This window comes from Lentibacillus sp. JNUCC-1 (genome assembly GCF_009741735.1).
In the GTDB taxonomy this organism is placed as follows: Bacteria; Bacillota; Bacilli; order Bacillales; family Amphibacillaceae; genus Lentibacillus_B.
Genome location: NZ_WHOH01000001.1, coordinates 1,782,501 through 1,799,067 on the forward strand (window position 1 = coordinate 1,782,501; position 16,567 = coordinate 1,799,067).

24 protein-coding genes and 1 other RNA gene are annotated in these 16,567 nt (G+C 43.5%); 21 read left to right on the plus strand and 4 right to left on the minus strand.

Features of this window, described 5'->3' with window-relative positions:
* Positions 1–27: 27 nt before the first annotated feature.
* Positions 28–735 (minus strand): hypothetical protein, encoded by a 708-nt coding sequence (locus JNUCC1_RS08200; protein ID WP_156644912.1) that lies wholly within the window; start codon positions 733–735, stop codon positions 28–30.
* A gap of 342 nt (positions 736–1,077) precedes the next feature.
* Here JNUCC1_RS08200 and JNUCC1_RS18225 point away from each other — a divergent pair, with 342 nt between their 5' ends.
* From JNUCC1_RS18225 to ytxJ, 10 genes are all read left to right on the plus strand, one after another.
* Positions 1,078–1,281 (plus strand): hypothetical protein, encoded by a 204-nt coding sequence (locus JNUCC1_RS18225; RefSeq protein ID WP_197431673.1) that lies wholly within the window; start codon positions 1,078–1,080, stop codon positions 1,279–1,281.
* Positions 1,282–1,296: 15 nt separating this feature from the next.
* The gene (locus tag JNUCC1_RS08205) at positions 1,297–1,869 is read left to right on the plus strand and encodes a hypothetical protein (protein ID WP_156644913.1); all 573 of its coding nucleotides are present in this window, start codon (positions 1,297–1,299) and stop codon (positions 1,867–1,869) included.
* Positions 1,870–2,134: 265 nt separating this feature from the next.
* Complete coding sequence (locus JNUCC1_RS18230; protein ID WP_197431674.1) at positions 2,135–2,296, plus strand: hypothetical protein; 162 nt, start codon at positions 2,135–2,137, stop codon at positions 2,294–2,296.
* Between the two features lie 67 nt (positions 2,297–2,363).
* A complete protein-coding gene (locus tag JNUCC1_RS08210) occupies positions 2,364–2,636 on the plus strand; it encodes a hypothetical protein (RefSeq protein ID WP_156644914.1) in 273 nt (90 codons plus the stop codon).
* Between the two features lie 39 nt (positions 2,637–2,675).
* Positions 2,676–3,068: a hypothetical protein gene (locus tag JNUCC1_RS08215; RefSeq protein ID WP_156644915.1), complete on the plus strand. Its 393-nt coding sequence runs from the start codon at positions 2,676–2,678 to the stop codon at positions 3,066–3,068.
* A gap of 584 nt (positions 3,069–3,652) precedes the next feature.
* Entirely contained in the window at positions 3,653–3,823 is a 171-nt protein-coding gene (locus JNUCC1_RS18240) for a hypothetical protein (protein WP_197431676.1), read from the plus strand.
* Positions 3,824–3,922: 99 nt separating this feature from the next.
* Entirely contained in the window at positions 3,923–5,164 is a 1,242-nt protein-coding gene (locus JNUCC1_RS08220; protein WP_156644916.1) for an MFS transporter, read from the plus strand.
* A gap of 696 nt (positions 5,165–5,860) precedes the next feature.
* On the plus strand, positions 5,861–6,097 hold the full coding sequence (locus tag JNUCC1_RS08225; RefSeq protein WP_156644917.1) for a DUF6429 family protein: 237 nt from the start codon (positions 5,861–5,863) through the stop codon (positions 6,095–6,097).
* Positions 6,098–6,112: 15 nt separating this feature from the next.
* Positions 6,113–6,427: a DUF3139 domain-containing protein gene (locus tag JNUCC1_RS08230; protein WP_156644918.1), complete on the plus strand. Its 315-nt coding sequence runs from the start codon at positions 6,113–6,115 to the stop codon at positions 6,425–6,427.
* 90 nt (positions 6,428–6,517) lie between these two features.
* A complete protein-coding gene (gene ytxJ / locus JNUCC1_RS08235) occupies positions 6,518–6,862 on the plus strand; it encodes a bacillithiol system redox-active protein YtxJ (RefSeq protein WP_156644919.1) in 345 nt (114 codons plus the stop codon).
* Between the two features lie 44 nt (positions 6,863–6,906).
* On the opposite strand, the gene JNUCC1_RS08240 is transcribed toward ytxJ, so the two are convergent.
* Both JNUCC1_RS08240 and JNUCC1_RS08245 read right to left on the minus strand, forming a co-directional pair.
* Positions 6,907–8,193, minus strand: a complete 1,287-nt coding sequence (locus tag JNUCC1_RS08240; protein WP_156644920.1) for a glycoside hydrolase family 18 protein — start codon at positions 8,191–8,193, stop codon at positions 6,907–6,909.
* Positions 8,194–8,275: 82 nt separating this feature from the next.
* Positions 8,276–9,139 (minus strand): cytochrome c oxidase assembly protein, encoded by an 864-nt coding sequence (locus JNUCC1_RS08245; RefSeq protein WP_156644921.1) that lies wholly within the window; start codon positions 9,137–9,139, stop codon positions 8,276–8,278.
* Between the two features lie 195 nt (positions 9,140–9,334).
* On the opposite strand from JNUCC1_RS08245, the gene tadA reads away from it, so the two are divergent.
* The 6 genes from tadA to JNUCC1_RS08275 all read left to right on the plus strand — a co-directional run bounded on the left by tadA (position 9,335) and on the right by JNUCC1_RS08275 (position 13,247).
* On the plus strand, positions 9,335–9,817 hold the full coding sequence (gene tadA, locus JNUCC1_RS08250) for a tRNA adenosine(34) deaminase TadA (protein ID WP_156644922.1): 483 nt from the start codon (positions 9,335–9,337) through the stop codon (positions 9,815–9,817).
* A gap of 62 nt (positions 9,818–9,879) precedes the next feature.
* Positions 9,880–10,145: signal recognition particle sRNA large type (gene ffs, locus JNUCC1_RS08255), an RNA gene on the plus strand.
* 180 nt (positions 10,146–10,325) lie between these two features.
* Complete coding sequence (dnaX, locus tag JNUCC1_RS08260) at positions 10,326–12,032, plus strand: DNA polymerase III subunit gamma/tau (protein ID WP_156644923.1); 1,707 nt, start codon at positions 10,326–10,328, stop codon at positions 12,030–12,032.
* 56 nt (positions 12,033–12,088) lie between these two features.
* Complete coding sequence (locus tag JNUCC1_RS08265) at positions 12,089–12,406, plus strand: YbaB/EbfC family nucleoid-associated protein (RefSeq protein WP_156644924.1); 318 nt, start codon at positions 12,089–12,091, stop codon at positions 12,404–12,406.
* 11 nt (positions 12,407–12,417) lie between these two features.
* Positions 12,418–13,014, plus strand: a complete 597-nt coding sequence (recR, locus tag JNUCC1_RS08270) for a recombination mediator RecR (RefSeq protein ID WP_156644925.1) — start codon at positions 12,418–12,420, stop codon at positions 13,012–13,014.
* 14 nt (positions 13,015–13,028) lie between these two features.
* Entirely contained in the window at positions 13,029–13,247 is a 219-nt protein-coding gene (locus tag JNUCC1_RS08275; protein ID WP_156644926.1) for a YaaL family protein, read from the plus strand.
* 29 nt (positions 13,248–13,276) lie between these two features.
* Here the strand turns inward: JNUCC1_RS08275 and JNUCC1_RS08280 are convergent, their stop codons facing one another.
* Positions 13,277–13,528 carry a hypothetical protein gene (locus tag JNUCC1_RS08280; RefSeq protein WP_156644927.1) on the minus strand — a complete coding sequence of 84 codons (252 nt, stop codon included), beginning with the start codon at positions 13,526–13,528 and terminating at the stop codon, positions 13,277–13,279.
* A gap of 98 nt (positions 13,529–13,626) precedes the next feature.
* Between JNUCC1_RS08280 and JNUCC1_RS08285 the strand changes: the two genes are divergently transcribed.
* From JNUCC1_RS08285 to JNUCC1_RS08305, 5 genes are all read left to right on the plus strand, one after another.
* The gene (locus JNUCC1_RS08285; protein ID WP_156644928.1) at positions 13,627–13,890 is read left to right on the plus strand and encodes a pro-sigmaK processing inhibitor BofA family protein; all 264 of its coding nucleotides are present in this window, start codon (positions 13,627–13,629) and stop codon (positions 13,888–13,890) included.
* 82 nt (positions 13,891–13,972) lie between these two features.
* A complete protein-coding gene (locus JNUCC1_RS08290; protein ID WP_156644929.1) occupies positions 13,973–14,167 on the plus strand; it encodes a sigma factor G inhibitor Gin in 195 nt (64 codons plus the stop codon).
* A gap of 938 nt (positions 14,168–15,105) precedes the next feature.
* Entirely contained in the window at positions 15,106–15,753 is a 648-nt protein-coding gene (gene tmk, locus JNUCC1_RS08295; protein WP_331713668.1) for a dTMP kinase, read from the plus strand.
* Between the two features lie 5 nt (positions 15,754–15,758).
* Positions 15,759–16,088 (plus strand): cyclic-di-AMP receptor, encoded by a 330-nt coding sequence (locus JNUCC1_RS08300; protein WP_156644930.1) that lies wholly within the window; start codon positions 15,759–15,761, stop codon positions 16,086–16,088.
* Between the two features lie 31 nt (positions 16,089–16,119).
* Positions 16,120–16,560, plus strand: coding sequence for a YaaR family protein (locus JNUCC1_RS08305; RefSeq protein ID WP_156644931.1), 441 nt, complete (start codon positions 16,120–16,122; stop codon positions 16,558–16,560).
* The last annotated feature ends 7 nt before the right edge of the window (positions 16,561–16,567 follow it).

Genomic DNA, 16,567 nt, shown 5'->3' on the forward strand with positions numbered 1-16,567 from the left:
AAACAGGCTAGTTAGGAATGATTTGTTTTAGCCATTGAGAGGACTGGTATTTGGTGTTAAGTTTTGAGGTGACTTGATTCTGGTTGGACCGTTTTGAGTAGAACAAGCATCAACATCACAATACTCCCCGTCTTTTTCGATGGCTGGGCGTGTTACCGTTACACGCGTACACAATATTGCTTTGAATAGCAGCAGATTAACAACAGTATTTCCTGCCGCGTCAGTAGCCAACAGATCCTGATAAAAGTCAGCTTCGACTACTGGGTCTGTTTCTGTTACCGTATCTCCAGGTCTCGCACCGGGACAGTCTGTGTGCTCCTGGAAGAATACTTGTATAGGGACACTCACTTCAATGTTACCACCAGTTACGAATACGTCTAATGTTGCCGGGATATAGCCCAGGTTAATGACTTTGTCCTTTATGACGGTTGCTTCTTGCTGGATAGCTGTGAAATCCGGGGTTACCCTTAGGTTAATGATATCACCTACTACTCCGAGCAGGGTTCCGACAGCTCCAAGGAGTGCACCAGGTGTTAACCCCCCAATTCCTCCTGGACCGAGTGGCCCAATCGCTGCTGGCAAAAGAATTTCCGCTGTTTTTTGCACTTCTTTGGTGCATACAACCCGTTGAACCATAGCCCCTTGTACTGGTGGATGCTCTGGGTGACACTTATGACATTTCTGTCCATGGTGACAGCCACAGTTGTTGTGGTGGTTATAATGTCTTTTTTTCATTCAATATCTCCCCTTGTAACAATTGTTAAGGCGTGCTTTGCTCGTGAAGCCTATTAGACAAGGACTTTCACAAGTAGAATACTGCCTTACACTGATAACTTATGTAGAAACCGATATATTGTATAGATAGACCACTCAGCATGTCCGTCCATTTTTCAATAAATGGTAGGCTAACGGTAGAATTTCCTGATGATCAACCAATAAAAACGTTATTCAGATTTTAAACATAATTAAGTATTTTTATGTTATACTCAATGAAAATACTTTAAAGTGATGGTGTTATTCTGACGAAGAGCAAAACTTTATTTGTATTGTTTCTGTTAACATTTTTTGTAGCAGTAAATGAAAGAGGATGAATGGAATGATTCTGTTCAATATGGAAAATCGTTTAGGATAACGGTCCTTATCAATGGTGAACCTGACAAACCTACAGGTGCTTCCATCGACGAACAGCGCGTTCTCTACTATAGAGACGGCAGTTATTATCGTGTTCTCAACGGCCCTATGGATCTGGATTGGTTGGATACCATGTATAGCAAAGAGTAGAAAGGTGTTGAAACCATGAAGAAAATTCTTCTTTTCATCATTTTTTTATGGGTCATTGCGTTTTTGACAGGATGCGGCGAGAACGGTAATCACACCTTAGATCCTTCAGAAGGTAAAATAAATGGTCAAATCAAAACAAACTTGTCTGGTCACCAGACGATCGAATTAATCGCCCGTGAAAAAACGTTGCCTTCAAATTTTGATGAAATGGCGTATCAAAGGTCAGAGGTACCCTATTTTCAGTATCTGGTCAGAAAAGCAGAAGATCAGAGTGAGTTTGAGGACACATGGAACTTATATGAATTTGAAGCGCAAATGCCCAGTGTGAACTTTGACAAAAAAGACATTATTTTTATTGGGGAACATGAGTCCGGCAGCTGTCCTGCGGAGATTGATCATATTAAACTCAAATCTGAAAATGAATCGATGACCATTTACACAAAAGTAGTAGGCGGTGCCGATGCTTGTACAGATGACGCGACACCAATAACCTTTGTGATTCAAATGAGCAAAGAAGTATCCAATGATCTAAAAGACATCATTGTTGCGGAAAGCAAAGTCGAAACGAGCGTACCGTTTGAGAATTAAAATCCAAGGAGGCTAAGTATTATTAAAAAAGTTTTAGGTGGCACAGCTGTTGTTTTGGGTATGATTCTATTGCTTTATATGATGGTGAAAAACTACTAGCTTCAAATAGCTGAAGAAAAAATATCAGATGACGTATTCATGCTTCAAATGAAAATGTCTTTATGGGCATTTTTGTTTGGCGTTTTGATGGAGTGGAAAGGTTTGAGAAGTACTCTTGGAAGGTAGAGCTGAATTCAATTGGAAACTTTTTATACCAGCAATCATTTTGACAATTATTATCTTTATACCAAATGCTTATTGGTTGAAATGGTACGGGGTAACACAAGATCTGTATCCCAATATCTTTCTTTTACCTGAAACGCATGTGATTTTATCTGTCCTGGCAGGAACTATGCTAATCCGGTCTTTTGCAAAGCATCAACCGTAGATGTAAAAGCTGACGCTATGAGAACCATGCTTAGGATAAACATTCAAGCGATCAATGAGGTGCAGAGATGGGAATTGGAAAGTTAAAGATCATTATCTTTACAGGTTCCGCACTGGCGATTATAGGGTTATGCTTCATATTATTCAGTGACAGCCTTGGAACTTCCCTAGCAGATGGCTGGATCGCACAATATGATTATCCTCCCAAGGTGTATGAACATAAAGTAGAGGCTAACACGAACAAGTTTCTAGTCATTGGCGGCATACTCTTTGCAACAGGGATGTCTTCAATTTTGTTTGTACTATATACGTTAATGAGTGTTAAAAGCGACAAAGATTAGATCGGGTTGCTAATCCACCAATAGGAGACCAGTTTAATTATGAAAAAAAGTATTCTGTTCCTTGTAATCTTGTTATCGGTGAGTGTGATTGGCTGTCAAGATGTTAATCATATAAGTAATCAACTTAACTTAACTGAAGATATACCAAGTATAGAAGTATATAAATGGGATATGGATACTTTGCATACGACGATCAAGGATCCTGAATTAATAATGAACCTTGTAAAAGAATTAAATATCGCCAGAACCTATTCAACAGCGGATATGGACTACCCATTGCCAGACTATAAGTTAGTTTTTAAAGATGGTGATAATGGGGAGTTGTTCCAGATTGGTTATTACAAAGAGGTTGTAAAATTAGGGGTGAAAGGGCGGTATCTTGATGTGAGTGAAGATATTATGTATCAAGTGGAACTTCAATTACCAATTTAACGTATTTCCCGAAGAAGTCTCCCTCTTCAACCGCCCCCTAAAAGAGAGGTATGTGGTGTAGAGTTCACCTCAAGCAAGTGACTAAATAGAGCTGATAGATTGAGATTGTTGCGTTTACAAACGTGTATGGGGGGATGAATTTGTTTAAGATCATTATTCTAGTTATCTTCTTGATCCTGATGTATATTTTGCTGCGAAAAGAAAGGAAGAGCATCAAGTTTTCATTTCTCATCTATTTTACTTTGTTATCTATTGTTTTTCTAATTGGACTTCAATATATATCCTCCGTCTATCAGTTATATGATAATCCTATTGACGGTGGTTTTAATAAAAAATTTGACTGGGTATACACTTTTTTGTACTTATACTTCATACCTCTACTTATTCTATTAGGGTTCAAATCAATTAAATTCACGAATAAAATGTTCGAACCCACTTGGGCGAAAATCCTGATGTATATCTTTTGGCTTGCCGTTTTGATTGTGATTGGATACGTCCTGCCCTTTATATTTATACTGATATTTTATGGATTTGCGCCATGACTTATATTGCAATTCCCAATTACATATATGGGGAGAGCTGTTATGAAAAAAGGAACCATTGGCATGATCCTATTTGCGGGATTATTTGTGGGTGTTGTGGTTTTTGTTTCTGAGTATTTATTTCCTGGTGCTAGTGTTTTTATTACAGCCATTATTGCAGGTATATCAGCTTTAATTGGTGGTTTAGTTGGAAATAAAGTGTTTTTAAGTTGAACCCCACTATCATTTCACTTGAGGAACCAGAGAGTGTTTTTGGGAAAGTTAGTGTTCTGTTTTTTAGAAATATAAGTATTAACCTTAGGAGTCATACTCATGATCAATAGCCTGTCGGGATGGAAGCATCCTGCACTCTTACTATGTTCTATAGGAATTTCAAACATCGGTAATTTTATTTATCTCGTTGCCATTAATATCATTGTCTATCAGCTTACTGGGTCGGCAGCGGCTGTTGCTGGGCTTTGGGTTATCGGTCCTTTAACAAATATTATAACGAAGGTCTGGACGGGGAGTTTTATTGACTACCGAAGTAAACGTAAGGTCATGATGGTCACGTACATCATCAGAGCCGCGTTTATTGCCATGATTCCTTTAGCAACGAACATGGTGGTCCTCTATGGGATTCTGGTTATTTTAAGTATGGCTAATGCTTTTTTCACACCATCTTCCATGACATACGTGACAATTCTCATTCCTCGAGAAAAAAGAAAACGTTTCAACTCCATGCGTTCTTTTGCAAGTTCGGGTGCATTCATAATCGGGCCGTCAGTTGGCGGATCAATGATACTTTTGACATCAATTGAAACCACATTATGGCTTAATGCTTTATTTTTTATAATCCCGGCGATTTTACTAGTATTTCTGCCTGAGAAGGAAAATATAGATAAGGCGGCTATACCTAGATTGACCGTGTCGCAGGTAATACACGACTTTACGGTCGTACGTGCGTTCATGTCCAAGCATACTTATGTTTCAGCTATTTATTTTGGCTTTATTATAATTATGATTTTTTCCTTTGCTATGGATGCGCAAGAAGTTGTTTTTACCCAGCAAGTCGTTGGCCTTTCAGAGTTTGATTATAGTTTGTTAATTAGCATAACTGGGATTGGCTCTGTTACCGGTGCAGTCTTGTTATCGATTTTCTCAAACAAATTGTCACTCAGGTATATGATTATTGTCGGGTTGGTTATGATGACCATTGGGTATGTGATTTACGCCTTTTCATGGTCATTTTCATCGATTGTGATCGGGTTTGTCATCTTGGGTTTCTTCAACGTGTTTTTAAATGCAGGGATCATGACTTTCTATCAAAACAACGTTCCTGTCGAGGTGATGGGAAGGGTCACCAGCATCTATCAACTGATGCAAAGTGCCATTCAAGTTATCTTTATTCTTGCCATTGGGATCGTAGCAGATGTGGTTTCGTTAAGACTTACGATCGTGACCTTGTCACTTGTTATGTTACTAGCAGCTTTTGTATTCACCTTTGCAGTGTTAAAGCCAAATAAAAGGCATTTTTACCAGGAGGAGGAAGAATCAAACGCAATAGCGAAATAACCCTTGTTATAAAAGTAAAGTATACGAATCATTTTTCAAATAACATTTGGTCATTTTAACGTTCCATTCAAAACCTTTAACGAATAATCGACACAAACTGCGAACCAGAGAAAACTTGGAATGACTGCTTCTGGCAACCGCTCGGGGAAAACACTCCGCGTCCAGTGGGCGCTGCTGAGCCTCCTCGGTCTATCGACCTCCGGGGTCTCACCGAGGCTTTTCCTCCCACAGGAGTCTCCGTGTTTTCCCCGAGCTAGGTAAGGAGTGTCTATCATTTCTTTTGCTTTCGTGAGCAAACAGCTCAAGCACTGATTAACATAGAGTGATTGGAGCGGAGGGAAGTCGACTCCTGCGGGAACAGCACGAGTCCGAAGACCCCACAGTGAGTACATTAAGGATGGTCGACTAAGACCGTCCTTTGCGGACAACGTCGACATACCCCTTGCCGGGGCAAGGAGGCTAAGGCCGTGCCCGCGGCTAGAAGACACTGTGAAAGTGATTTTCTTGAACAGATGTCGCACTTGAGCTGTGATGAAGTTAAAGCGACTTCCCGGAGCGCAAATCGCGGTGCTCTTATATACATTGATGGGTTTTGAGCTACTATGCTTTTTAGTTCGCAGTCTACTTATACTGTGACATAATACATATCAACAACCTATACGCAAACATTCTAATATTAAAGGAGGGTCTTTCTGGATGAAGGACCAAATTGATGAGCTGACATTATTGTTGTTGTATTTAACATCGTTTACAGAAGATTACGGACTGGGCCAAGCGCATAGAAGCTGGAAGGGCTATCCTTTTGAGTCATTGGATGAATTGAATGAAGATCAGTATATTACTGGAAGCAAAAGAGCCAAATCTGTTTATTTAACCGAAGAGGGTATTAACCAGGCAAAAGCGTTAATGAAAAAGTATAATATTGAAGAATAAAATCGGGAGGGTCTCATGATGAAAGGACGAAATGTGGTGCTCATTGTCCTAGGAGCATTATTGCTGTTTAACGGTGGACGCTGGTTTTTGGCGTACCAGGCACAGCAAGAACTTAAAGAAGACACTCTGTCTTACTTAACGGAGCAAGGCTATGACACTGAAAACGATATTGAAGACATCACTGTGGTCAATGTCGGACGGGACGGGGTGGTTTATTCCGCTGTAGTCAATTTCACCGATGAGCCTGAGGTGGATTATTTTTACGCCTATCGCCCCAATACAAAAGAAATTACAAAAATTGACGAAGAGGATCATAGAACAAATAAATGAGCAATGTGCTGCTTTCAATGAAGCATAAAGTTTGTTAGATCCCTGATGTTGTTATAGGATACATACAAATAAACATTGGAGGAATGGTCAATGGCTTCATACAAAGAACTTACGTCTATAGAAGCATATGCTGATGTTATGGAAAATACGAGCGGCAGTCCTGTGCTATTGTTTAAACACAGCACGACTTGCCCGATCAGTGCCAAAGCCTTTGAAGAATTTCAATCTTATTTGAATGACGCAGAAAGCCCTATTGATGCCTATTTGGTGAAGGTGATTGAAGATCGTCCTGTCTCCACCTATATCGCTGAATCAACAGGCGTTAAGCATGAGTCACCGCAAATATTCCTGCTGGATCATAAGCAGGTTACCTGGCACAAGTCACACAACGATATTACACAACAAAATATCGAACAAGCTGTCACTGGTGCATAAGCAAAATCCCTCAGACTCTCGGCCTGAGGGATTTTAATGTTTGCTTATGATTTTCGTATGTCAAAGTTATCCTGGAGCAGCAACCAATTTTGCGGAAAAGCGAGTCCCAGTTTCCAGTAGCTGATGCCACGGAGACCAAGTTCTTTGATCAAATCGAATTTAGCCTGAATTGATCGAGCGTCTTCAAACCATACCTCATGCTGTGCACCGTCTGTATCATAATATGTGAAAAACGGTGCTTGGGCTGTTAAATCGTATTCAATGGAGACATTTTGTTCACGTGCAAGGGCGATGGCTTGCTGAGGGCTGAGCGCCCGAGCGGGATCGCCGCCTGCCTCAAACGGCAAGGTCCAGTCGTAGCCATACAAGTTTTGCCCGAGGAGAATTTTCTCGGCAGGCATTTCGGTTAAAGCATAATTCAAGACCTTGCGCACTTCATTGATCGGTGAGACAGGCAGTGCAGGCCCGCCGCTGTAGCCCCATTCATACGTCATTAATACCACAAAGTCGGCGATTTCCCCGTGTGCCGCATAGTCATGGGCTTCATAGAGTATACCGCTTTGCGTAGCACTCGTCTTGGGGGCGAGTGCGGTCGACATTAACAGACCGGCTTGAGAGAGACGATCCTTCGCTTTACGCAAAAACTTATTATACGCCTCTCTATCTTCCTGAGGCAAAAATTCAAAATCAAAATGCACATCGGTGAACCCTTCTTTTTGGGCAGTGTTGATGATGCTGTCAAGAAGTGTGTTTTGCACGGCCTGTACGGTTAAGATAATATGGCCAAGTTCTGTGCTGAAAGACGGGCCCTCGAGGTTTGTCACGACAAGCATTAAGGCGGCATTATTGTTTTCGGCAATAGATTTAAAGTCATCCAATGGGGGCGGGGACAGTGTGCCATCGCGATTGATTCTGTAACTGAATGGTGCGAGATATGAAAGGTATGGTGTTGCTTTTCGGGCGGAGTTTTCGAGCACCTCTGATACCGTGTCACCAAACGGTTCTACGTAGGCGTTGGCTGTGACAGGCGCTTTTGGACGCGGCGGGATGTATAAACGAAATCCGATTGGCAATGTAAAGGTGACGGGAATGCTGTTGACCTGGGCGAGCCTCTGGTAAGAGATGCCGAATTTCTGACCGATTGTATATAGTGAATCACCAGGCTGGGTAAAATAAAACTGTCCGATGATTGGGATCACAAGTGTCTGACCGACAACGAGCGAAACAGATGGATCAATCTCGTTGGCATCACTGATTGCCTGGATGGTTGTGCCGTATGTATAAGCAATATTAGCTAGCGTGTCGCCTTGCTTGACCACGTATATTTGCATAAATAAAACCTCCTCCATCATTGCAAGCTTCTTTTACAATGTATGAAGGAGGCGCAGGGGTTATGCGCAGGCATTCCTGTCTTCATCGTTTATTTTTATCATCGATCCGAATTACAATACCTTGAACAATCCGCACATTTTCGTCATCAACTTTTCCTTCCTGGTCATCCTCTTCCTTGCCCCATTTTTTAAGAATCTGGAACATGGCAAAAATGAAACTGGACAGCTGAATCACTTTCAAGATCCCACCGGCAAATTGCTGGTCGTAAATAGCTGTAACAACCGGGAAGACGTCACCTGCTGCGGCTGCGTAGACAGGGTAATGCGCTTCTTGTACAATCAGAAAGAAGAAACCTATCGGCATCAGGAGGACGGCAGCGAAGAAAATATAGGCAATCCGGGTCAAATAACCGAGCTCATTCAAGCCGGGCAGTGGGTTAATGACTACCCACCACATAAAGAAGGCGTGTACAAACAATAACGTTTTCATTAAAAGGGACAAAATGACACTGTCATGAACGACATTGAACACACCTGGCATAAAATAAGCGGTAAACAAAGCGTTGAAGACGATGACTGTCGCCCAGGGGTGCCCGGCAATTTTCATAGACAAGCGTGTTTTATGATTCCAGGCATATTTCCTGAACAGTTCTGTCGGTAAGCCGATAATGATGAGCGGCACAACCACAAAGCACGTCAAGGCTACCTGCAGCATCAATCCACTGAACAGATACTGATTGGCAATAATGGAAAACGGACTGCCGTTAACGATATAAAACAAGACAAGTGCTGTGTAAAATAGTCGCGTTTTGCTTGCGGGCAATGTGTATTCATTTGAATGAACAATGTGTTTCGTATATAAATAACCAACTACAAGGACAAGAGCAAGCCACCCTGGCCCAACCAGGTCATACCAATGTGCATCTGCAAAAAGAGAGGCCAACATGTTTTCACCTCACTCATTCATTTTAGTGTCGAACTGGTATATGATTAATAAAGTATTCCCTATATCCAAGTTTAATATCTGTCTTTCTTCATAAGTTTATCAAATGTACGGGTGATTGAATAGGAAAAGCGTTGTGAATGACATCACACGCAGGGCTTTGCAGCGGAAAAGACCAAAGAAAGTGTTGTGGATTATATGGAAGATATCTTATTTATGAAAGCAGCAATTGCGCAGGCTGAAAAAGCCGGACAACTCGGAGAAGTTCCGATCGGGGCGGTGATTGTGCATGAAAATGAAATCATCGCCACGGGCCATAATTTGCGGGAAACAACTGAAGAAACCCTTTCACATGCCGAATTATATGCGATAGAAGCAGCTAACGAGAAGATTGGCAGCTGGCGGCTCGAGAACTGTACGCTCTACGTCACTCTCGAGCCGTGCCCGATGTGTGCTGGAGCGATAGTTCAGTCTCGCATTAAACGTGTCGTCTACGGGGCGCCCGATCCTAAAGCCGGGTGTGCCGGAAGCTTGCTGAACCTCTTGCAGGATGAGCGATTTAACCATCAAGTAGAAGTGACACGAGGTGTAATGGAAGCAGAGTGCAGTGCTTTGTTGAAAGATTTCTTTAGAGAGCTGCGCAAAGGGAAGAAAAAGGATAAAGACGAATCTACGTTGTAAAATGTATCCACTTGGTTAATTTCCATTGCATTTTAACTATAAGACCAGTATAATAATGAATGTCGTGCTAGGCGGGGAGGTAGCGGTGCCCTGTACTTGCAATCCGCTATAGCAAGGCTGAATTCCCACTTGAGGTGCGGCGGCTTTATGGCCTGCCCCAGTGGAGTGGTGCTGACGTTCAGGTCCTGCGCAACAGAAACCCATGAACCCTGTCAGGTCCGGAAGGAAGCAGCAGTAAGTGGTCTCTTCTGTGTGCCGCGGGAGTGCCTGGACCGAGCCACGAAGCTGGGTAACGCATAGGGCCGTCGCATCGACAGTGGGTGCACGGCATACATAACGACCCCCTTTTGCCATTATGGCGAAAGGGGGTTTCTTGTTGGCTTTACATTCTTGTTTATGCTTTTCGGGGGTGACCAACGCGCCTCCGCTTTTGTTCTATCTTTTAGGTTCACAAGCACCATCTATATCGGGTATAATGAAAGAGATATTATTGAAGGGAACGCATACTATGAGCTATCAGGCATTATACCGTACATGGCGGCCAAGAACGTTCAAGGATGTCGTCGGACAAACGCATATCACACGGACATTGCAGAACGCTATTACTCAGCAAAAGTTCTCCCATGCATACGTCTTCTCAGGCCCGCGCGGCACAGGGAAAACAAGTGCAGCGAAGATCTTTGCCCAGACGATTAACTGCGAACAGGCTCCCACAGCAGAACCCTGTAATGAATGTGCCGCATGCCGCGGGATTCAGGACGGATCTATTTCTGATGTGATTGAAATGGACGCGGCGTCACATACAAGCGTTGAGGATATCCGGGATATCCGGGACAAGGTGAAATATGCTGCGAGCTCTGTTCCTTATAAAGTGTATATCATTGATGAGGTGCACATGATTTCCACAAGTGCATTTAACGCGCTTTTGAAAACGTTGGAAGAGCCGCCGAAACATGTGGTGTTTATTCTGGCGACAACCGAACCACATAAGATTCCTTTAACCATCTTGTCACGTTGCCAGCGTTTTGACTTTAAACCAATCCCGAAACAGGCCATGGTCGACCGAATGCACTATATTATTCAGGAAGAAAATATAGATGCAGCAGACGAAGCGCTTGAATCTGTGGCACTTGCTGCAGAAGGTGGAATGCGGGATGCACTGAGCATTCTCGATCAGGCTGTGTCGTTTAGTGACGGGCATGTCGGGATGGAAGACGTCTTAGCAGTGACTGGCGGGGTTGCGCAGCACATTCTGACAGATGTCGTTAAAGCGATGCACGATGGTGATGTGAATGAAGCGCTGAAGCTTTTGGATGATGTGATACAGAATGGTAAAGATCCGGCGCGATTCGTTTTTGACTTGATTTACTATTTACGGGACGCATTATTATATAAAAGCGCCCCTGCCTTGGAAGACCGGCTGGAACGCGCTTTTGTCAATGACGCGTTTAAAGGCCTTGTCAGTGAAGTGAATAATGATTGGCTGCAGGAAGCTATGCTGACTTTGAACCAGTGTCAGCAGGAACTAAAATGGACAAACAGCCCAAAGGTATTTATAGAAATGGCCCTGCTTGCGATTACAAACCGGCTTACAGACTCAGGTGCGCCTCAAGCTGCTGAATCGTCTGTTGATCATGGTGAGATTCAGGCCCTGCAAAACAAATTGGCTAAACTTGAACAACAGATGGAAAAGCTTCAGCAGGCTCCCGCGCATGCACAGCCTGCCGCGACTCCTGCTCCAGAGCGGCGCAGACAACCAGCAAGGCAGAATAAAAATGGCTATAAAGTCCCTTATGAACGCATACGGCATGTATTAGCAGAGGCAACAAAGCCGAACCTGAAGGATGTTCATGGTAAATGGGCTGGATTTTTAAACAGTTTGAAGTCAAGAAGTGCCCCGGCGCACGCAACCATTCAAGACAGCAAACCTGCAGCAGCTTCCGAGTCCGTTCTCGTGGTGGCCTTCAAGTACGAAATCCATTGCTCGTTATTTCTTGATAACCGCGAAGTTGTTGAAACTGTGCTTGAACAAGAACTTGGGAAGCATATGGAAATCATTCCTATTCCCGCTCCTGACTGGCAGGAGCTCAGAACAGAATATCTCAAGAATCAGGAACAGAGCGCAACAGAAGATTCCGGAGAACAAGAGCAGGATCCCCTTATTGAGGAAGCTCGCAAACTTGTCGGGGATGACCTGTTGCAGATCCATGACTAGCAGATGCAATGTAATTTTATAATAGATCTTTTTAATTAAAATGAGGAGGGTTTTCCATGAAGGGAAATATGAACAATATGATGAAGCAGATGCAGAAGATGCAAAAGAAAATGATGCAGGCACAGGACGAACTGCATGAAATGTCGTTTGAAGCATCAGCCGGTGGTGGTATGGTCACCGTAACAGCGAATGGTAAAAAAGAAATTACAGACGTTAAAATTGAAGAAGATGTTGTCGATCCAGACGATGTGGAAATGCTTCAGGATCTGGTACTGGCAGCAACAAATGACGTATTGAAACAAATTGACGATAAAACAAATGACACTATGGGACAATTCACGAAAGGACTCAATATGCCTGGTGGAATGTTCTAGGAGGAACCTGGATGTATTATCCTGAACCGATTTCTAAACTGATTGACAGCTTTACAAAATTGCCGGGTATCGGTCCTAAGACCGCATCCCGGCTTGCATTTCATATCATCAATATGGAAGATGACGATGTGCTGGCATTTGCCAATGCCTTGGTAAGCGCCACCCGAGAGCTGACACACTGCTCGAATTGCGGCAACATTACCGATCAGGACCCTTGCGCCATATGCCAGGATACTTCACGAGACGGGTCTGTTATTTGTGTCGTACAGGATCCAAAAGACGTCATCGCCATGGAGAAGATGAAAGAATATCGGGGCAGATACCATGTGCTCCACGGGGCAATATCGCCGATGGATGGGGTTGGCCCAGAGGATATTAATGTGCCTGACCTCTTGGAACGGTTAAAAAATGAAGAGGTGGAAGAACTGATTCTAGCAACCAATCCCAATATTGAAGGAGAAGCAACGGCCATGTACATCTCACGGCTTGTAAAACCTTCAGGCATCAAGACTACCCGCATTGCCCATGGTCTTCCGGTAGGCGGAGATTTGGAATATGCCGACGAAGTTACTTTATCAAAGGCACTTGAAGGCAGACGAGATTTATAGAATAAGGTGACGACATGGCTAAACGAATCAAAAAACGGGAAATTGATCAAGAATTGCTAGGGGCCATTTTCAGGCTTGAAGAAGATTGGAAGAAAATGCACGCCATTTCCGAACAAAGCATTGACCCGTCATGGAACACATTATATATGGAGCACCTGGCGAGAGCAAAATACCTCTTCCTGCTCAAAGAAGCCAAGCATAGAAACGTCAGCGCCCTAATGTATCGAAGCTAACCAGTAAAGAAGGATTATTTCTTTGCTGGTTAGCTTTTTTGCTGGAAATTATACGTAAGGAAAAGAAGATGATAGGTGAGCGCATCAAATAAGTAGGCGAGCGCTTCAAATAAAGGTGTGAGCGCATCAAATAAGTAGGCGAGCGCTTTAAATAAAGGTGTGAGCGCATCAAATAAGTAGGCGAGCGCATCAAATAATGGCGTGAGCGCATCAAATAAGTAGGCGGACGCTTCAAATAGTGGTGCGAGCGCTCCATATAAAAGCGTTAGCGCATCAAACAAGGAGCGAGGCACGACACATGAATTTTCCGTGGGAGTTATATCTCTCCTTCCTCTCACATATATTTCTAGTGGACAAGTTTTCAGAGGGGTGAGATGTGATGAGCTCAACATTGGTAATATCCATTATGGTGGCAATGATTGTGTTGCTATTGTTCGTTGGCGCGCCGGTCAAGCCAATGCGCATGGTTGCTCAAGGTACAATTAAATTGGGAATCGGTGTGCTGTTTCTGTTTTTCTTTAATGTGTTCGGAGGGGCATTCGGGCTGCATATTCCGATCAATCTGTTTACATCTGTCATATCAGGTTTCCTGGGTTTGTTCGGCGTTGCATCACTGGCTGCCATTCATTTATTTGTCATCTGATAAAAAAGATTCCATGTTTCAGAGATTTTCTGTATAACAGCCACTTCTGTTGGACATACTATGGCTAACGGAGGTGGGAGACATGGAACAAAAAGTTTTACTCGAAGAACAGTGCGCCATATGTGAGGACCGGAAACAGCACGGCATTCATCTATATCATTTATACATCTGCAGAGAGTGTGAACACAATATGATTCACACAGAACCCCGGGAGGAAAAGTACGAATACTACCTTAAAAAACTAAAACCAATTACCCAACCAACACTATATTCCTAGATTAAAAGCGCCTTTGCCTGAAAACTCAGCAAAGGCGCTTTTTTTACATCATAAATGTGCATTTCAGCAAAAGGTTGTATTCACAGCTGAATATCCTAACTAACAGTAGACACAAACTGCGAACTAATGAAAACTTGGCTATACTTAAGATGAGAGGGTCGTGATTTCCGCTGCGGGAAGTCGCTTTAACTTTATCACAGCTCAAGTGCGACATTTGTTCAAGAAACCCACTTTCACAGTGTCTTCTAGTCGCGGGCACGGCCTTAGCCTCCTTGCCCCGGCAAGGGGTATGTCGACGTTGTCCGCAAAGGACGGTTTTAGTCGACCATCCTTAGTGTAGCGCTGCGGGGTCTTCGGACTCGTGCTGTTCCCGCAGGAGTCGACTTCCCTCCGCTCAAATCACTTTATTTAATTCAGAGGCTTGGACGGTTCTACTCACATAAGAGTTAGAGAATAACCTCTCATATCTAGCTCGGGGAAAACACGGAGACTCCCGTGGGAGCAAAAGCTTAGATGAGACCCCACAGCGCGCAGTAGGGGAAGGAAGGCTAAAACCGCGACGTCCTGTCGCAACGCCTTCATGACCCACATCCTGTGGGCCCGAGGCTCATCAGCGCCCACTGGACGCGGAGTGTTTTCCCCCGAGCGGTTGCCAGTAGCAGTCATAAAATCCCAAATTAAATCTACCTAGTTAGTTCGCAGTTTACGTATACTGTGCCTTAAATAACTATCCCACACGAAAACATTTAAACGAATTGGACTCAGTCTCGCATCTATTAACAATCGAAACATATAATAGATGTGACAGTTTGTTTATGTTATATTAGAAGTAGTTATACAGCTTTGGAACTTGATAAGGGGATGAAATTTTTCCCTTTCTTGAACATATAATGAAGTGATCCTTCCTTAAAGATGAAGGACTAAAGGGAGTAACGCATGTGAAAGGTTCTTTTATAACACTTGAAGGTGGGGAGGGGGCTGGCAAGACGACGGTTTTGACCAGATTGGGCACAATCCTATCTGAAAAAGGATATGATGTTGTGACGACCCGGGAGCCTGGCGGGATTGACATTGCCGAGACCATTCGCAATGTAATTCTTGACCCCGCCCATACGATGATGGATGCCCGTACAGAAGCGTTGCTTTATGCAGCATCACGGCGTCAGCATCTAGTAGAAAAGGTCCTGCCGGCATTGGAAGCAGGCAAAATTGTGCTTTGTGACCGATTTATTGATTCCAGTCTTGCCTATCAAGGATACGCCCGCGGACTGAATATGGAAGATGTGTTCAAGATCAACCAGTTTGCCATTGATGACGCCATGCCGGATCTGACCCTTCTGTTTAATATTGACCCTGCAGAAGGATTAAAACGCATTGCGGCGAATGAACACCGGGAAATGAACCGTTTAGATATGGAGAATTTGGCATTTCACCAGCGTGTTCATACGGCCTATCATACACTGGCCGAGCAGTTTGCCGACCGCATTGTGATGGTTGATGCATCTCAAACACAAGAACAGGTTACAGAGGCGGCTCTCACTTATGTGGTGGCGTATCTGAACCAATCCAAAACACATGGGAGGTAAAAACGTTGAAACTGTTAATAGCCGTTGTTCAGGACAAGGATTCTAATCGACTCGGTGATGCACTGGGTGAAGAGAATTTCAAAACGACGAAACTGGCAACAACAGGCGGTTTTTTAAAAGAAGGCAACACAACTTTAATGATCGGGTGTGAAGATGAATATGTTGAGGAGGCGCTCAGAGTGATTCGCGACAATTGCTCACAGCGTGAACAAATGGTGGCACCGATCTCGCCGATGGGCGGCAATGCGGATTCTTATATACCGAAGCCAGTCAAGGTCGAAGTCGGCGGCGCTACTGTATTCATCCTGCCGATTGAATCGTTCTTCCAATTTTAACGCAGTGTCGTAAACACAAGGGGTCGAATCTATGAAGATCAATCAGGAAATGGCGTCACAACTGGATACATCTTTGAAAAAGTCAGCCCGTACCCATGCTGGGAAAACTCCGTTTGATCAATTGGTCCGCTCGAGCTCTGTGAAATTGGAGCAGCAGGAAGTTGCTCAGCTGATGAAAGATATCACGCTTCAAGGTGATAGACTGGCCAGATACCGGTCTTTTAAAGATCTGGCTAAGTTCAAATTAATGGTAAAACAATTCCTGAAAAAAACCGTGGGCAATGCGCTTGAATTAAAGCATGACCATAGTTTTAATATGCAGGGCAACAGTCAAAAACTGGCCATCGTCAGACAAGTGGACGAGAAACTGATGATGCTTACGGAAGATGTGATGAATCAGGAGAAAAAGACCGTCGATCTGCTTGGGACAATCGGTGAAATTAAAGGTCTTCTGATTAATTTGAAAGCATAACGATAAC

Excerpts from the sequence above, each read along its gene's own strand:
- JNUCC1_RS08200 (WP_156644912.1), bottom strand. The coding sequence starts at position 735 with ATGAAAAAAAGACATTATAACCACCACAACAACTGTGGCTGTCACCAT.
- JNUCC1_RS18225 (WP_197431673.1), top strand. The coding sequence starts at position 1,078 with ATGAAAGAGGATGAATGGAATGATTCTGTTCAATATGGAAAATCGTTT.
- JNUCC1_RS08205 (WP_156644913.1), top strand. The coding sequence starts at position 1,297 with ATGAAGAAAATTCTTCTTTTCATCATTTTTTTATGGGTCATTGCGTTT.
- JNUCC1_RS08210 (WP_156644914.1), top strand. The coding sequence starts at position 2,364 with ATGGGAATTGGAAAGTTAAAGATCATTATCTTTACAGGTTCCGCACTG.
- JNUCC1_RS08215 (WP_156644915.1), top strand. The coding sequence starts at position 2,676 with ATGAAAAAAAGTATTCTGTTCCTTGTAATCTTGTTATCGGTGAGTGTG.
- JNUCC1_RS18240 (WP_197431676.1), top strand. The coding sequence starts at position 3,653 with ATGAAAAAAGGAACCATTGGCATGATCCTATTTGCGGGATTATTTGTG.
- JNUCC1_RS08220 (WP_156644916.1), top strand. The coding sequence starts at position 3,923 with ATGATCAATAGCCTGTCGGGATGGAAGCATCCTGCACTCTTACTATGT.
- JNUCC1_RS08225 (WP_156644917.1), top strand. The coding sequence starts at position 5,861 with ATGAAGGACCAAATTGATGAGCTGACATTATTGTTGTTGTATTTAACA.
- JNUCC1_RS08230 (WP_156644918.1), top strand. The coding sequence starts at position 6,113 with ATGATGAAAGGACGAAATGTGGTGCTCATTGTCCTAGGAGCATTATTG.
- ytxJ (WP_156644919.1), top strand. The coding sequence starts at position 6,518 with ATGGCTTCATACAAAGAACTTACGTCTATAGAAGCATATGCTGATGTT.
- JNUCC1_RS08240 (WP_156644920.1), bottom strand. The coding sequence starts at position 8,193 with ATGCAAATATACGTGGTCAAGCAAGGCGACACGCTAGCTAATATTGCT.
- JNUCC1_RS08245 (WP_156644921.1), bottom strand. The coding sequence starts at position 9,139 with ATGTTGGCCTCTCTTTTTGCAGATGCACATTGGTATGACCTGGTTGGG.
- tadA (WP_156644922.1), top strand. The coding sequence starts at position 9,335 with ATGGAAGATATCTTATTTATGAAAGCAGCAATTGCGCAGGCTGAAAAA.
- dnaX (WP_156644923.1), top strand. The coding sequence starts at position 10,326 with ATGAGCTATCAGGCATTATACCGTACATGGCGGCCAAGAACGTTCAAG.
- JNUCC1_RS08265 (WP_156644924.1), top strand. The coding sequence starts at position 12,089 with ATGAAGGGAAATATGAACAATATGATGAAGCAGATGCAGAAGATGCAA.
- recR (WP_156644925.1), top strand. The coding sequence starts at position 12,418 with ATGTATTATCCTGAACCGATTTCTAAACTGATTGACAGCTTTACAAAA.
- JNUCC1_RS08275 (WP_156644926.1), top strand. The coding sequence starts at position 13,029 with ATGGCTAAACGAATCAAAAAACGGGAAATTGATCAAGAATTGCTAGGG.
- JNUCC1_RS08285 (WP_156644928.1), top strand. The coding sequence starts at position 13,627 with ATGAGCTCAACATTGGTAATATCCATTATGGTGGCAATGATTGTGTTG.
- JNUCC1_RS08290 (WP_156644929.1), top strand. The coding sequence starts at position 13,973 with ATGGAACAAAAAGTTTTACTCGAAGAACAGTGCGCCATATGTGAGGAC.
- JNUCC1_RS08305 (WP_156644931.1), top strand. The coding sequence starts at position 16,120 with ATGAAGATCAATCAGGAAATGGCGTCACAACTGGATACATCTTTGAAA.